The organism is Gordonia sp. NPDC003585 (assembly GCF_040610755.1).
GTDB lineage: Bacteria > Actinomycetota > Actinomycetes > Mycobacteriales > Mycobacteriaceae > Gordonia.
The window spans coordinates 18,111-31,461 of record NZ_JBEXMX010000001.1; the positions used below are offsets into that span (position 1 = coordinate 18,111).

Here is a 13,351-nt window from a genome sequence, read left to right on the forward strand (position 1 = left end):
GATTCAGCGCATGATGCGCGCCAGGAATGGCGTCGAGTCGCGCATCGACGCGATCACCGTGCCCGAGTGATCCTGGTCGGGGTACACGTGCAACTCCACCGGTTGGCCCGCCGCGCGCATCTGCGCGTAGAGCGACAACGCCGATGGAGCCGGCACGTCGACGTCGCGCAGTCCCTGCCCCAGGAAGATCGGACGATCGAACCCGGAGTACGGCGTCCCCATGTACTCGGCCAGCGCCGCACGCGCGCCGGGAATCGACGATACGGGGGCAGAGAAGATGTCCCGCAACGACTTTCCGCGCACCAACGGCTTCAGCGACTGATAGCAGGTCGTGCGGGCCAACGCGACGATGCGTCGACCCTCGGGAGTGAGGACCGAGAGTGGTCGGAGGTCGGGCCGGGCGTCGCTGAAACCGGCCCACACATAACTGACATAGGCAGTGAGCGACGGCGGGAGCGTGGCCGGGAACGGGCCGGCCAGCGCGATCACCTGCTCGATGTTGGCCGGCGTCCCGGTTGCGACGACGCCGCGGTAGTCGAGCGCGCGTCCTGCCGACAGGCGATTGGCGTCCCGGGCGCCGGCGAGAGCCGCACCCGCACCCTGCGATTGGCCGATGATGGCCCACTTCCGAGCCAACGGCAGACCCATCTGGTGGGCCGCGATCACCGAGTCGACGATTGCGTGCGCCTCCGCCTTGCCGTTGAGGTAGCTCATCAGACCGGGTGTCCCGAGGCCGGCGTAATCGGTGGCGACGATCGCGTAGCCCTGGTGGAGCCAATGCCCAAGGTAGCGCGTGTCGCGGGCGATACGGGGCTGTGCGGACGGTGTGCAATCGTCGCCGAGACCCACGGTCCCGTGCGCCCACGCGAGCACCGGATAACCACCGGGTGGGGGCGCCGACTTCGGCAGGAACACCGCGGCGGTGCTCACGGCCGGCCGGTTCCGGATGTCGCGGGTGGCGTACAGGATTCGGTAGGCCCGACCGGCCGCGGGCAACGTGACCGACCGATCCAGCGGCACCTGCCGGATCAGCGTCCCCGGCACGGGGATGGGTCCGGGATATGTGCGCGCGTCGAGCCCCGACCACACCGGCGCACGCTGGGCCGCCGCGTCTTCGGCGGTGGCCGGACCGACTGCCGAGATCACGATCGCAGTGAGGGCAACCATCAAGGCGGACAACATTCGAAGACGTGGGCGGCGCATGGTCGAGACGATAGCCGTGCCGTCGTTCGCACAAACGGGTAACCGACATTCCAGTCCCTGGGATGGCCCGCGAGAATATCCTGTTGACGTGGACATTCCCACCGTGGAGTTGAACAACGGGTTCGCGATTCCGCTCGTCGGTCTCGGCACCTACGACATGCTCGGCCAGCCGTGTGCGGATGCGGTGTCGAGCGGTCTCCGTGCGGGATACCGGTTGCTCGACACCGCGAGCCGCTACAGCAACGAGATGAGCGTCGGAATGGGGTTGCGGGAGTCGGGGATATCCCGCACCGACGTCGTCGTCCAGACCAAGCTCGGGGGCGGCGACCAGGGTTTCGACGAGGCGATCAACGCCGCCAAGGAGAGTGCGCGCAGGCTCGGCGTCCGGCACATCGACGTGTACCTGATCCATTGGCCCTGCCCGAGTCTCGGGCGCACCGTCGAATCGTGGAAAGCGCTGTTGACCCTGGCCGACGAGGGATTCATCCGCGTTCCCGGGGTGTCGAACTTCAAACAGCACCACTTGCAGATGCTCTACGACGAGACCGGTCGCTGGCCTGCGCTCAACCAGATCCAGTGCTCACCGGCGATCGCGCGCACCGAGCTGCGCGCCTTCATGTCCGAGCACGGCATCCACGCCCAGGCCTGGCATCCCACCGGACGCAAGGAGCACATGCTCGCCGAACCGGGGGTGCTGCGTCTGGCGCGCCGGTTCGGCAAGTCGCCGACGCAGATCGCGTTGCGGTGGGCGGTTCAGCACGGCATCGGTGTGGTGCCCAAGTCGTCGCATACTGGCCGACAACTCGAGAACCTCGACCTCTTCGACTTCGATTTCGATTCCGAAGATCTCGCCGACCTCACCGCGCTGGATCGAGGCGAGCGAGCCGCCCGTGACTCGGACGTCGAAGAGGAGTTCTAGGCTGAGACCGTGTCACGACCAGAATCCGACCCGACGCAGCCGGACCATGACGATTTCGAGACGCGTCATGCGCTGACCCCGATCGAACTGCCCTTCGACGACGGTGAGGCGTCGACCAACGTCGATCTGAAGACCCAGATGATCCGGTTCATCATCACCGGCGCCGGTTCCGGGGTGCTCGACTTCGGGTTGACGATTTTCCTTCAGTACGTGGTCGGAGCGGATTTCTGGATCGCGAAATCCTTCGGCTTCATCCTGGGCACCACCACTGCGTATCTGCTGAATCGACGCTGGACCTTCGAGGCCGAACCCAGCACGTTGCGTTTCATCTCGGTGGTTGCGCTGTACGGCGTGACCTTCTTCGTCAACGTCGGCCTGTACACAGTGCTGTCGCACGCGTGGCCGGAGACTCTGCTCTACAGCTTCATCGCCTACGTCATCGCACAGGGCACGGCGACGGTGATCAACTTCGTCGTCCAACGGCTGGTCATCTTCAAGATCAGGTGAGGTGGGCCGATGGTCGTCGGTAGTGGGGCCACCGCGGTGGTCGTCGGCAGCGGACCCAATGGTCTGACGGCCGCTCTTGCGCTGGCCCGTGCGGGGTGCGCGGTCGAGGTTATCGAGGCGGCCGACACCATCGGCGGCGGCACGCGCTCGAGCGAACTGCTCCGGCCGGGTGTCCTGCACGACCATTGTTCGGCCTTTCACCCGCTCGGCGCCGGGTCGCCGGCGTTCGGCATGCTCGGTCTCGAGGAGTTCGGCCTGCGCTGGCGCTGGCCCGAGATCGACTGCGCCCACCCCCTCGACGGTGGGCGGGCCGCCGTCCTGCGGCGATCGGTCGCCGAGACGGCCTCTGGCATGGGCGCCGATGGCGACGTGTGGCGCGACGTCGTCGGTTCGGTGGCAACCGATTTCGACGACCTGGCCGACGACATCCTGGGACCGATCCTGCGGATGCCGCAGCACCCGATCCGCATGGCCGAGTTCGGACATCACGCGTTGTATCCCGCGACGATGCTGGCCCGGGTGTTTGGCTCTCAGGAAGCCCGCGCCCTGTTCGGCGGGGTCGCCGCGCACGCGTTCACCCGCCTGGACCGGCCTGGATCGTCGGCGGCCGGACTGATGCTGCTCGCCGCCGGTCACAGCCACGGGTGGCCGGTGGCGCAGGGCGGGTCGGCGACCATCGCCACCGCGTTGGCTGCCGCGCTGATCGACGCCGGTGGATCGATCACGACCGGCCAGACGGTCACCGACATCGACGATCTCGGCGCACCCGACGTCGTGCTGCTCGACGTGATGCCGGTCGCGGCCATCGGGATACTGGGAGAGCGGTTGTCGCCGGGAATGTTTCGCCGATACCGACGCCACCGTCCCGGGCCGGCAGCCTTCAAGGTCGACTACCTCATCGACGGTGAGGTCGGCTGGACCAATCCCGACTGTGCCCGCGCAGGCACCGTCCATCTCGGCGGACGGATCGAGGAGATCGTCGCCGCGGAAGGGGAAGTGGTGGCCGGGCGGATGCCGGAGCGCCCGTTTGTCCTCGTCGGACAGCAGTGGCTCGCCGATCCCACCCGGGCACCGGGTACCGAGAAACCGTTGTGGGCGTATGCGCATGTCCCGCAGGGTTATCCGCACGATGCGACAGAGGCCGTCACCGCGCAGATCGAACGCTTCGCCCCGGGCTTCCGGGATCGCATCATCGCCTCGGTGACCACCTCGCCACGAGACCTGGAACGCGGCAACGCCAACTTTGTCGACGGTGACATCGGCGGTGGTCGAAACGACTTGCGCCACTTGCTCTCCCGGCCCCGACTGTCACCCAACCCATACTCGACCGGCGTCGGAGGTGTCTACCTGTGCTCGTCGGCCACCCCGCCAGGCGGCGGCGTTCACGGCATGTGCGGATATCGCGCCGCCCAGGCGGCGATCCGGTATCTCTCGCGCTGAGCTAGTCAACACTGCCCAGGCGCTCCGTTGGCGCGCCTCTACCGCTCCCTGACCCAGGCGCTCCGTTGGCGCGCCTCTACCGCTCCCTGACCCAGGCGCTCCGTTGCTCGCCTCTACCGCTCCCTGAGGTGCTCGAGGCGCTAGCCGAGAGCCTCGAAGGGCTGGCGAGTTGACGTCGCGTAGGCCTTCGAGGCTCGTCGACTCCGAGACGCTCCATGCTCGTGCCTCGCACGGGGCTCCTCAGCCCGGCGGCTTGCGCTCCTCACACCTCAGGCAGCGGTGTGGCGGGCGCAGGGTTTCACGTTCGGCGGCGAATCACGCCCGACTGGGCGCTTCCGGCGGAACCGCGTCGAGAAGCATTCGGGTGTAGTCGGTTTCGGGGTTGTGCAGGATGTCGGCGGCGGGGCCGCTCTCCACGACCCGGCCGTTGCGCATCACCGCGACCGTGTCGCTGATCTGCTCGACCACGGCGAGGTCGTGCGCGATGAACAGGTAGGTGAGGCCCTTCTCGCGCTGGAGTTCGGCGAGGAGGTCGAGGACGTTGGCCTGAACCGAGACGTCGAGCGACGCGGTGGATTCGTCGAGGATCAGGATCTCGGGGTCGGCAGCGAGAGCACGTGCGAGACAGACGCGTTGGCGTTGACCGCCGGACATCTCATGCGGGTACCGGGCGAGAAACGAGGTGTCGAGACTGACGTCGGACATCAGTTCCTCCGCACGCGAACGGATTTCATCACGTCCCGTCGCCAGGCGATGGGTGCGGAGCGGTTCGGCGATGGAAGCTGCCGCGGTCATCCGCGGATCGAGGGAGGCGGCCGGGTCCTGGAACACCATCGCGACTCGTCGTCGCAGTGTGGCGGCCTCCGAACCTCGCGCGCCGACCGCGTCGATCGCCGTCCTCTCCACGTTCACCACGGCGCTGCCGGTCAGCCGTGTGCCGCGACCGGCCTCGATCAGCCCGGTGAGAACACCTGCCACGGTGGATTTTCCCGACCCCGACTCGCCGACGATACCGAGCGTCGTGCCGCGCATCACGTTGAGGTCGACGTCGGTGATGGCGTGCACCGTCTCGCGGCCGGCGGCGCCCCGGACGGTGTAGTCGACGCCGAGTCCATGGACCTGGACGAGCGGCTCGGTGTCCGAAGAATCTTTCGCCGGCGGTGGCTTACGCTCGGCTACGTCGCGCAGCAGCGGCCGAGACTCCAGCAGTGTGCGGGTGTAGTCATCCTGCGGGTTCGCGAATATCTCGGCAACAGAACCGGTTTCGACAACCTGGCCCTCGCGCATCACCAGCACATCGTCGGCGATGCGGCCGATGACACCGAGGTCGTGGCTGATCCACACCACCGCCATGCCGCGTTCCCGTTGCAACTGCGCCACCAGGTCGATGATCTGCGCCTGGGTGGTGACGTCGAGAGCAGTGGTGGCCTCGTCGGCGACGAGGATGTCGGGGTCGCAGGCGAGTGCGACGGCGATCATCACCCGCTGGCGCTGCCCACCGGACAACTGGTGCGGGTAGGAATGTAGACGCGATTCCGGGTTGGGCAGGTTGACGTCCCGCAACAGCGAAAGGGCGCGCTCTCGCGCTTGCTCGCGATTGAGTCCGAGGTGGCGTCGAGGTCCCTCGGTGAGTTGTTCTTCGATGGTGAGCAAGGGATTCAGGCTCGACGACGGGTCCTGGAACACGAACCCGACCCGTGAGCCGTGCACGGCTCGCAGCGTCGAGGCCGATGCCCCGACGATCTCCGTGTCACCGATGTGGGCCGAACCGGTCACATACGAGCTGGGTGCGTCGAACAGACCGGTCGCCGACAGTACGCTCAGCGATTTGCCCGAGCCGCTCTCGCCGACGATTCCCAGCGTCTTGCCTGCGGTGACCGTGAATCCGATGCCGTGCACGATCTCTCGAGGGCCGACGCCCACGGTGAGATCGTCGACGATGAGGATCGGGGTGCCTTCTTTCGGCCGCTCACGAACCGCTGGTGCGACCGTCTTGTGCACGGCGATCGGTGCCTGCCGCGGCGCCTTGCCGCGGTTACGCAACAGGGTTCGTTGGCGTGGGTCGAGGACGTCGCGGACCCCGTCTCCGATGAGATTGAAGGCCAGCACCGTGAACAGGATTGCCAGACCGGGGAACACGCCCATCCACCAGGCGGTGGTGATGAACCCCTGTGCGTCGTAGAGCATGCGGCCCCAGGACGGATCGGGCGGCTGGACGCCGAGCCCGAGGAACGAGAGCGCCGCCTCCGACAGGATCGCGAACGCCAGTGAGATGGAGGTCTGGACGATGACGGGGCCCGAGATATTCGGCAGCAGATGGCCGATGAGTACCCGAGAGGTGGGCACGCCCATGGTGCGAGCCGCCATCACATACTGGGTTTGCCGCACCCGCAGGGTATCGGCGCGTGCGACGCGCGCAAAGATCGGGATGTAGACGATGCCGATCGCGATCATCGCCGACGTCACGCCGGGCCCCAGGATCGCGACGATCGCGAGGGCGAGCAGCATCACCGGGAACGAGAACAGCACGTCGACGATGCGCATCAGCACGGTGTCCAGGGCTCCGCCGCGGAACCCGGCGAGCATGCCCACGAACACCCCGACGAGCAGCGAGATCGCCACCGCCACAATCGCAACGCGCATGCTGACCGACGCCGCCAAGACCACTCGCGAGAACACGTCGCGGCCCAGATCGTCGGTGCCGAACAGGTGCGACCACGACGGCGCCGCCAGGGCGTTGGGAACGTCGATCTCGTTGGGGCCGTAGGGTGCGATGAGTCCTCCGGCGACGGCCCAGACGATCACGATCGCAATGATCACCAGGCCGACGAGCGACCCTCGGTTGCGTAGCAGCAGCCGCCACGCGGAGTCCGTGGAGAGATCGCCGGTGGTGCTGGTTTCCGGTGGTGCGGGCTGGACGGTCATGACAGTCGAATCCTCGGGTCGATGACGGCGTAGAGAATGTCGACGATGAGGTTGACTATGAGGAAGATGACGGCGATCAGGAGGATTGCGCCCTGCAGAACCGGATAGTCGCGGGCGGCGACCGAATCGTAGACGAGCAGGCCCAAACCCGGCCAGGCGAACACCACCTCGACCACGATGACACCACCGAGGAGCGCGGCGAACTGGATACCGGAGATCGTCAGCACCGGCACGAGTGCGTTGCGACCGACGTGGGACAGCAGAATTCGGCTGCGGCCCAGTCCTTTCGATTCGGCCGTCGTGACGTAGGGCGCGTTGACGACGTCCAGCACCGACGAGCGGACGTAGCGCGTCATGATCGCGCCGGTGACGATGCCCACCGTGATGGCGGGCAACACAAGGTGTTCCAGCCAACCGCCCAGGCCATCGGCGAGCGGCGAGTACCCGGCCGACGGCAACCACCCCAGTGCGGTCGAGAAGAGGCCGATGAGCAGGATGCCCATCCAGAAGTCGGGCACCGAGATGCCGACCTGGCTGACCACGCGGATGACGTTGTCGGCGGCGCGGCCCTCGCGCAGCGCTGCCCACGAACCGAGGGGGATGGCGATCACGAGCGCGACGACGATCGCGGCCAAGGCCAGCGAGATCGTTGCGGGCAGGCGGTCGAGCAGGAGCGTCGTCACCGATTCTCCGTTACGAAAACTCACGCCCAGGTCGCCTGTGAACGCGTTGCCGATGTAGTGGAACAACTGAGTGAGCGGGGGCTGGTCGAGCCCCGACGCGCTGCGTAGAGCGTCGTACGACTCGGGCGTGTACCGCGTGCCGAGCGCGATCCGGACCGGGTCGCCGGGGACCACCTGAATCAGCAGGAACACCGCGACCATGACCCCGAGCAACACTGCCGCGGTGTAGAGAAGTCGGATCACGATGAACCGCAACAGCGGAGAATGCAGGAACGTCATCGTTGTCAGCTCCTCTCCAGCCGCGCGGTGCGGAAGCGGACGGCCTTGTCGGAGCGGACGACGTAGCCGAGAAGCTGTGTCGTGTATGCCTGATTCGCCGACGGGTTGTACAGGTAGAGGTAGCTCACGTCGTCGGCGATCGCAGTGGCGGCAGCCCCGTAGATGTCCTTGCGTCTGACCATGTCGAGTTCGGTTCGGCCGGCGTCGAGAAGGCGGTCGGCGGTGGGGTTCTTGTACTTCTGGGCATTGGACTCGCCGCTCGAATGATGTTGTGCGTAATAGAAATCGTCGGGGTCGAGGTTGCCCAGCCAGCCCAGCATGAGGGCGTCGAAGTCGCCTGCGTTCTGCTTGTCGAGCCACGCACCGAAATCGAGTTGCTCGATTGTCACACCGATGCCGACGTCGTCGAGGTTGGATGCGATCACCTGCGCGGCGGTGACGGTCTCCGGGTACTCGGTGGTGACCATCAGCCCCATGTCGAGAGAGGTCGCGTCGGCCTGCCGCAGAAGTGCTTTGGCCTTGTCGTTGGCGGCGGAGCGGTCGAGGCCGGCGGTGAAGCGGTCGAAGTTCCAGAACCACGGACTGGTGGTCGGGATGGCGAGTTCGTTGGGTTTGGCGGTGCCGTACCCGACCACCTGGGCTATCGACTCCCGGTCGATCGCGTAGGCCACCGCTTGGCGAACTCTGGTGTCGCCGAACGGGCGTCGTGCGAAGTTCATCGTCAGATACCAGTAGTCGTTGGCCGTCACGGTTCCGACATTCAGCGAGTCGTCGCCGGAGAGGATGCTCAGCTGTTGCGCGGGCATGGCGTCGGTCCAGTCGATCTCGCCGGAACGCAGGGCGGAGACCGCGGTGGTGCCCTGGGAGATGAAGCTGAAGTTGACGCCGTCGACGGCGGGTGGCCCGGCCCAATGGTCGGGGTTGGCCTTGATCACGATGGAGGCGCCCGGGGACCGCGACACGAAGGAGAATGGTCCGGTCCCCACCGGCCGCGTCGCGATCTCGCCCGATTCCACGTTGCGGCGGTTGACGATTGCCAACCCTTTGAACCCACCGAGGTTGGTGAGCAGATTAGGTGTCGGCTTTGCGACGCTTATCCGCACCTGACGGTCGTCGACGGCGACGATCTGATCGATGGCCTCGAGTTTCCAGGCGTTGGAGAGTTCTTCGTCGATGATGCGGCGGTAGGAGTAGACGACGTCGGCCGCTGCACACGGATCGCCGTTGTGGAACCGCAATCCCGGTCGGAGCGTGAAGGTCCAGACCCGGTTGTCCGCGCTGACGGTCCAGCTCTCGGCAAGGGCGGGACGCATGACGAGGTGCTCGTCCGGTTCGACCAGGGTGTCGAAGACGTTCTCGAGTACCTGAAAGGTGAAATAGGAACTCGACTTGTGCGGATCGAGCTGATCGGGTTCACCGGCGATCGCGGCGCGTATGGTATTGCCGTCGGAACTGCCACTGCCACAGGCGCTTAGCGCGGAAGTGCCCAGAAGGCCCACGCCGAGCGCGCCGGCGGCCGTGAGGAAGCGGCGTCGGCTCAACGCGGCTGAAGGTGTCGATGACTGGGGTCCGATGGGACCGGTCATCGCAATCCTTCCCGCCCTCAGACCTGAATGTTCCGTACTTGCAGTCTGCCCCAGGAAGGGTATGCCCGCAACCACCCGACCGGCGTCGAAGGCGGTTGTCAGGAAAGGAATTCAGCCGTTGACCTTGGCAATCACGTTGTCGGCGTACCAGTTCAGATGGTCGATCTTCTTCTGCAGGGGTTCGGTGTCGTCACCCATGATGTAGGGCATGCGGAAGCCGACGATGACATCGGTTATTCCCTTGTCTGCGAGGCGTTTGCATCCGTCGACACTGTAGGCATCCAGCGAGATCACATGGATCTCGAAGGGGTCGTTGGTCTTGCCCTCGGCCTTGCGGATGTCGGCGATCTTCTCGAGCAAGGCATCGAGTTCCTCGCCCGGCCCGCCACCGTGCATCCAGCCGTCGCCGCGAACCACGGCGCGTCGCAGTGCGGCGTCGGCATGCCCGCCCACCAGCAGCGGGATCGGCTCGGTGGGTGCGGGGGTCATCTTGATCTTGGGGATGTCGTAGAACTCGCCGTGGAATTCGAAGTACTCGCCGCTGGTCAGGCCGCGGATGATGTCCATGCACTCGTCCATGCGTTTGCCGCGTCGCCGGAAGTCGACACCCATGAAGTCGTAGTCCTCCGGCCACGGGCTGGTGCCGACGCCCAGGGCGAGGCGGTTTCCGGTGAGATAGGCGACCGAACTGGCCTGCTTTGCCACCAGCGCCGGTGGCCGGATGGGGAGCTTGAGGACAAACGGGGTGAAGCGGATGGTCGAGGTGACCGCGCCCAGTGCAGCCGCCTGGATGAAGGTCTCGATGAAGGACTTGCCGTCCAAGAACTCCCGGTTGCCGTCAGGTGTGTAGGGATAGGTCGCATCGGACTCCGCCGGGTAGGCCAGCGAGTCGGGAATGGTGAACCCGGCGTATCCGGCCTGTTCGGCGGCCTGCGCCAGCGGCGCATAGTAGGCGGGGTCGGTCATGGCCTCGGCGAAGGTGAACCGCATCGTGCTCCTCGGGTCGGACGTCTCACCCGAGGGTAGAACACGTTCTAATTTCGGGGTAGTCCTGTTCGGTTTCCGGTTTCACCTCGGACGGTTGAATATTTCATATATGTTCGCGGGGAAGTGAAAGAGGCGACATCGGGGTTGCCTTAGGTCGGGAGGAAGTCATGACTGGTTTGTTCGTCCGACGGATTCTCCTCGGGGCCGCTGCTGTGTCGACGGTGGTGACGGCAGCTGTGTACGCCGCGCCGGCGGACGCTGCAGTGGTGAGCGGTCCACGAATCGTCAATCCGTCCGGCTTCGGTTCGGTGGGAACCGGTTACGGGGCCGGGTGCACGTACGTCATCGAGGCAAGAATCACGCCGAAGTCGGGCAAGACCGTGGTGTTGGCCGGTCGGGTCGGAACCCGTGCTGCGACTCTCTACAACCAGGTCCCGCCGCCGGAGGCGACGAAGGTGACCGTCTGGTGGACGCCGCCGTCGCCCGGTCGGTACCGGATCAGCGCGGGGCAGGTGTCCCCAGATGGGCAGCGCGTCACGGGGCGGAGCATGATTGTCGACGTCCGGCTCGGCGTGAACGCCGGAAGTTCATGCATCGCAGTCTGACTCGACGAGTTCGGTGCCTCGAAGGACGGGTGAGGTGGCGCCGGCAGGTCGACAAGCTGCCGGGTGCCGCTGAAAGTAGGGGAGGAAGTTTCTTCCCCGGGGTTTGGTGTCTTCCGCCAGAAACTTCTCGGGGAGGACACCAAGGGTAGGGGAAGAAACTCTTCCCCTACTTTCTTGTGCGGTAGGGACTTTGGCGACACGTGAGGCTTCTTTGAGGAGCCCGCGATCTTCCCGCGTCTCCGATCGCCGACGACCGAGGTTGTCAATCCCGCACGGGCAGTAGGCTGTTCACCCCGGCACCGGGGCCCTGGTGGAGTGAGAGCGACGCTCGGGTGACGGGTTCACCGCATTCAGAGCACACCGGCTCGATGGTCGTGACCTGCCCGCAGTCGCGGTGCGTGGCGACCACCGGAGCGCCGTCTGGTGCCGCCCATTTGTCGCCCCACTGGCGTAGCGCGGTGAGTACGGTCCACAGATCTCGGCCCTTCTCGGTGAGCCGGTAGTCGTAGCGCACGGGCTTGTCCTGGTAAGGCTCTTTGGTGAGCACGCCGTGTTCGACGAGGGTCTCCAGGCGCTGGGTCAACACATTGCGGGCAATTCCGAGGCGCTCGGAGAACGCGTCGAAGCGCGTCACGCCGAAAAAGGCGTCGCGGACGATCAGGAGGGTCCACCATTCGCCGATGATCTCGAGGCTCTGGGCGACCGAACAGTTCATGTCGGCGAAGGAGGCGCGTCGCATGAATTCAGACTAGTGGGTTGCGTGAAGCAACTCAAGTCTGATCTGATGAGTTTCATGACGGAACTCACTGATCGAGTCAGAACCTCGGCGTCCGCGCCGCATCGGCCCGGCATCGTGTTGCTGGTGCTGTCGCTGGCGGCCTTCATGGCCAGCCTCGACGTCTTCATCGTCAACGTCGCGTTCGACGACATCGGTCGCGATTTCCCGGGGACCGGCCTGGCCGAGTTGTCCTGGGTCCTCAACGCGTACACGATCGTCTACGCCGCACTGCTGGTCCCGGCGGGCCGAATCGCCGATCGTTACGGTCGCAAGGGAGCGTTCCTCGTCGGCCTCGCGCTGTTCACCGTCGCGAGTGCGGCTTGTGCTCTTGCCCAGGGGATTTGGTGGTTGGTGGCGTTCCGGGTGCTACAGGCGGTCGGAGCGGCGATCCTGACACCGGCCAGCCTCGGGCTCGTGGTGTCGACGATGCCGGCCGCGGTGCGCGCCCGGTCGGTGCGTATCTGGGCCGCCACCGGAGCGCTGGCCGCAGCACTTGGGCCCGCGGTCGGTGGTCTGCTCGTCGAGGCATCGTGGCGGTGGGTGTTCCTCGTCAACGTGCCGGTCGGGGTCGCGGCCCTCATCGCGGGTGCCGTGGTGATCTCACGATCGGTTGACGAAACCGATGCGCAGATTCCCGACCTCTTGGGTGCCGGGCTGCTGGCCGTCGCCATCGCGGCACTGACCCTCGGGCTCGTCGAGGGGCCCGATTGGGGGTGGACCGACCCAAGGATCGTCGGCGCTTGGATTGTGGCAGCGGTCGCGTTGGCAGGGTTCATCGTCAGTTCCACCCGGCATCGGGTACCGGTGATCGACCCGGCTCTGTTGCGAGTGCGCTCGTTCGCCTTCTCGAACCTCACCGCGGTACTGTTCGCCATTCCGTTCGCCGGTGCACTTCTCGCCAACATCCTGTGGCTGCAACAGGTCTGGGGATACTCGGCGATCAAGACCGGCTTCGCCGTGTCGACCGGTCCGCTCATGGTGCCGATCTTTGCCGCGGTGGCGCACCGACTCAGCGCACGAATCCCGGTGGGTGTCATCGTTTCTGCGGGTTGTGTCCTGTTCGGATTGGGCGGTGTGCTGATCGCGTTGTCGGTGGATTCGACGCCGGATTACGCGACGGAGATCCTGCCCGGGTGGCTGATCGGTGGCATCGGGGTCGGGCTGGCGCTGCCGTCGATCCTGTCGTCGGCGACTGCGGACCTTCCCGCGCATCAGGCGGCGACGGGAAGTGCCGTGGTCAACATGAGCCGCCAGATCGGCATGGCGCTCGGCGTCAGCCTCTTGGTCGCGATCCTGGGCACGCCGATCGGATATGCCGCCGCGCACAACGCCTTTCAGGAGGCGTGGTGGGTTCTTGCCGTGGTGGCGGTCGCGGGAGCGGTTGCCGCACTGGGCATGACGCCGCCGAAGACTCCTTCCACCCCACCCGCTGGCTGAGG

The 13,351-nt window shown here is 66.1% G+C and carries 11 protein-coding genes; 5 read left to right on the plus strand and 6 right to left on the minus strand.

Translation table 11 applies throughout. The annotated features are described in order from the left end of the window. Nucleotides 1–3: 3 nt before the first annotated feature. Complete coding sequence (locus tag ABZW74_RS00090) at nt 4–1,167, minus strand: prolyl oligopeptidase family serine peptidase (protein WP_355272843.1); 1,164 nt, start codon at nt 1,165–1,167, stop codon at nt 4–6. A 124-nt stretch (nt 1,168–1,291) separates the two neighbouring features. Here ABZW74_RS00090 and ABZW74_RS00095 point away from each other — a divergent pair, with 124 nt between their 5' ends. Genes ABZW74_RS00095 through ABZW74_RS00105 form a run of 3 tightly spaced genes read left to right on the plus strand, consistent with a single transcriptional unit; the run spans nt 1,292 to nt 4,069 of the window. Continuing rightward, complete coding sequence (locus tag ABZW74_RS00095; RefSeq protein ID WP_240857896.1) at nt 1,292–2,122, plus strand: aldo/keto reductase; 831 nt, start codon at nt 1,292–1,294, stop codon at nt 2,120–2,122. A 9-nt stretch (nt 2,123–2,131) separates the two neighbouring features. Then, entirely contained in the window at nt 2,132–2,629 is a 498-nt protein-coding gene (locus tag ABZW74_RS00100; protein WP_355272686.1) for a GtrA family protein, read from the plus strand. Nucleotides 2,630–2,638: 9 nt separating this feature from the next. Beyond that, complete coding sequence (locus tag ABZW74_RS00105; protein ID WP_355272689.1) at nt 2,639–4,069, plus strand: NAD(P)/FAD-dependent oxidoreductase; 1,431 nt, start codon at nt 2,639–2,641, stop codon at nt 4,067–4,069. A 315-nt stretch (nt 4,070–4,384) separates the two neighbouring features. Here ABZW74_RS00105 and ABZW74_RS00110 read toward each other — a convergent pair whose 3' ends face one another. The 4 genes from ABZW74_RS00110 to ABZW74_RS00125 all read right to left on the minus strand — a co-directional run bounded on the left by ABZW74_RS00110 (nt 4,385) and on the right by ABZW74_RS00125 (nt 10,532). Continuing rightward, nucleotides 4,385–6,994, minus strand: a complete 2,610-nt coding sequence (locus ABZW74_RS00110; protein WP_355272692.1) for a dipeptide ABC transporter ATP-binding protein — start codon at nt 6,992–6,994, stop codon at nt 4,385–4,387. Further along, nucleotides 6,991–7,956, minus strand: coding sequence for an ABC transporter permease (locus ABZW74_RS00115; protein ID WP_240857900.1), 966 nt, complete (start codon nt 7,954–7,956; stop codon nt 6,991–6,993). Before ABZW74_RS00115 ends, ABZW74_RS00110 begins: the two co-directional genes overlap by 4 nt. A gap of 5 nt (nt 7,957–7,961) precedes the next feature. Beyond that, the gene (locus tag ABZW74_RS00120; RefSeq protein ID WP_355272694.1) at nt 7,962–9,542 is read right to left on the minus strand and encodes an ABC transporter substrate-binding protein; all 1,581 of its coding nucleotides are present in this window, start codon (nt 9,540–9,542) and stop codon (nt 7,962–7,964) included. Nucleotides 9,543–9,653: 111 nt separating this feature from the next. Continuing rightward, nucleotides 9,654–10,532 carry a TIGR03619 family F420-dependent LLM class oxidoreductase gene (locus ABZW74_RS00125; RefSeq protein ID WP_355272697.1) on the minus strand — a complete coding sequence of 293 codons (879 nt, stop codon included), beginning with the start codon at nt 10,530–10,532 and terminating at the stop codon, nt 9,654–9,656. Nucleotides 10,533–10,696: 164 nt separating this feature from the next. On the opposite strand from ABZW74_RS00125, the gene ABZW74_RS00130 reads away from it, so the two are divergent. Then, nucleotides 10,697–11,134: a hypothetical protein gene (locus ABZW74_RS00130; RefSeq protein ID WP_355272700.1), complete on the plus strand. Its 438-nt coding sequence runs from the start codon at nt 10,697–10,699 to the stop codon at nt 11,132–11,134. A 262-nt stretch (nt 11,135–11,396) separates the two neighbouring features. Here the strand turns inward: ABZW74_RS00130 and ABZW74_RS00135 are convergent, their stop codons facing one another. Continuing rightward, on the minus strand, nt 11,397–11,873 hold the full coding sequence (locus ABZW74_RS00135; protein WP_355272703.1) for a helix-turn-helix domain-containing protein: 477 nt from the start codon (nt 11,871–11,873) through the stop codon (nt 11,397–11,399). 54 nt (nt 11,874–11,927) lie between these two features. Here ABZW74_RS00135 and ABZW74_RS00140 point away from each other — a divergent pair, with 54 nt between their 5' ends. Beyond that, nucleotides 11,928–13,349 (plus strand): DHA2 family efflux MFS transporter permease subunit, encoded by a 1,422-nt coding sequence (locus ABZW74_RS00140; protein ID WP_240857905.1) that lies wholly within the window; start codon nt 11,928–11,930, stop codon nt 13,347–13,349. Nucleotides 13,350–13,351: the final 2 nt, after the last annotated feature.

Bases quoted from the DNA above. Each gene is read 5' to 3' on its own strand.
- ABZW74_RS00140 (WP_240857905.1), top strand. From the start codon at position 11,928: ATGACGGAACTCACTGATCGAGTCAGAACCTCGGCGTCCGCGCCGCAT.
- ABZW74_RS00135 (WP_355272703.1), bottom strand. From the start codon at position 11,873: ATGCGACGCGCCTCCTTCGCCGACATGAACTGTTCGGTCGCCCAGAGC.
- ABZW74_RS00105 (WP_355272689.1), top strand. From the start codon at position 2,639: ATGGTCGTCGGTAGTGGGGCCACCGCGGTGGTCGTCGGCAGCGGACCC.
- ABZW74_RS00090 (WP_355272843.1), bottom strand. From the start codon at position 1,167: ATGGTTGCCCTCACTGCGATCGTGATCTCGGCAGTCGGTCCGGCCACC.
- ABZW74_RS00110 (WP_355272692.1), bottom strand. From the start codon at position 6,994: ATGACCGTCCAGCCCGCACCACCGGAAACCAGCACCACCGGCGATCTC.
- ABZW74_RS00120 (WP_355272694.1), bottom strand. From the start codon at position 9,542: ATGACCGGTCCCATCGGACCCCAGTCATCGACACCTTCAGCCGCGTTG.
- ABZW74_RS00115 (WP_240857900.1), bottom strand. From the start codon at position 7,956: ATGACGTTCCTGCATTCTCCGCTGTTGCGGTTCATCGTGATCCGACTT.
- ABZW74_RS00125 (WP_355272697.1), bottom strand. From the start codon at position 10,532: ATGCGGTTCACCTTCGCCGAGGCCATGACCGACCCCGCCTACTATGCG.
- ABZW74_RS00130 (WP_355272700.1), top strand. From the start codon at position 10,697: ATGACTGGTTTGTTCGTCCGACGGATTCTCCTCGGGGCCGCTGCTGTG.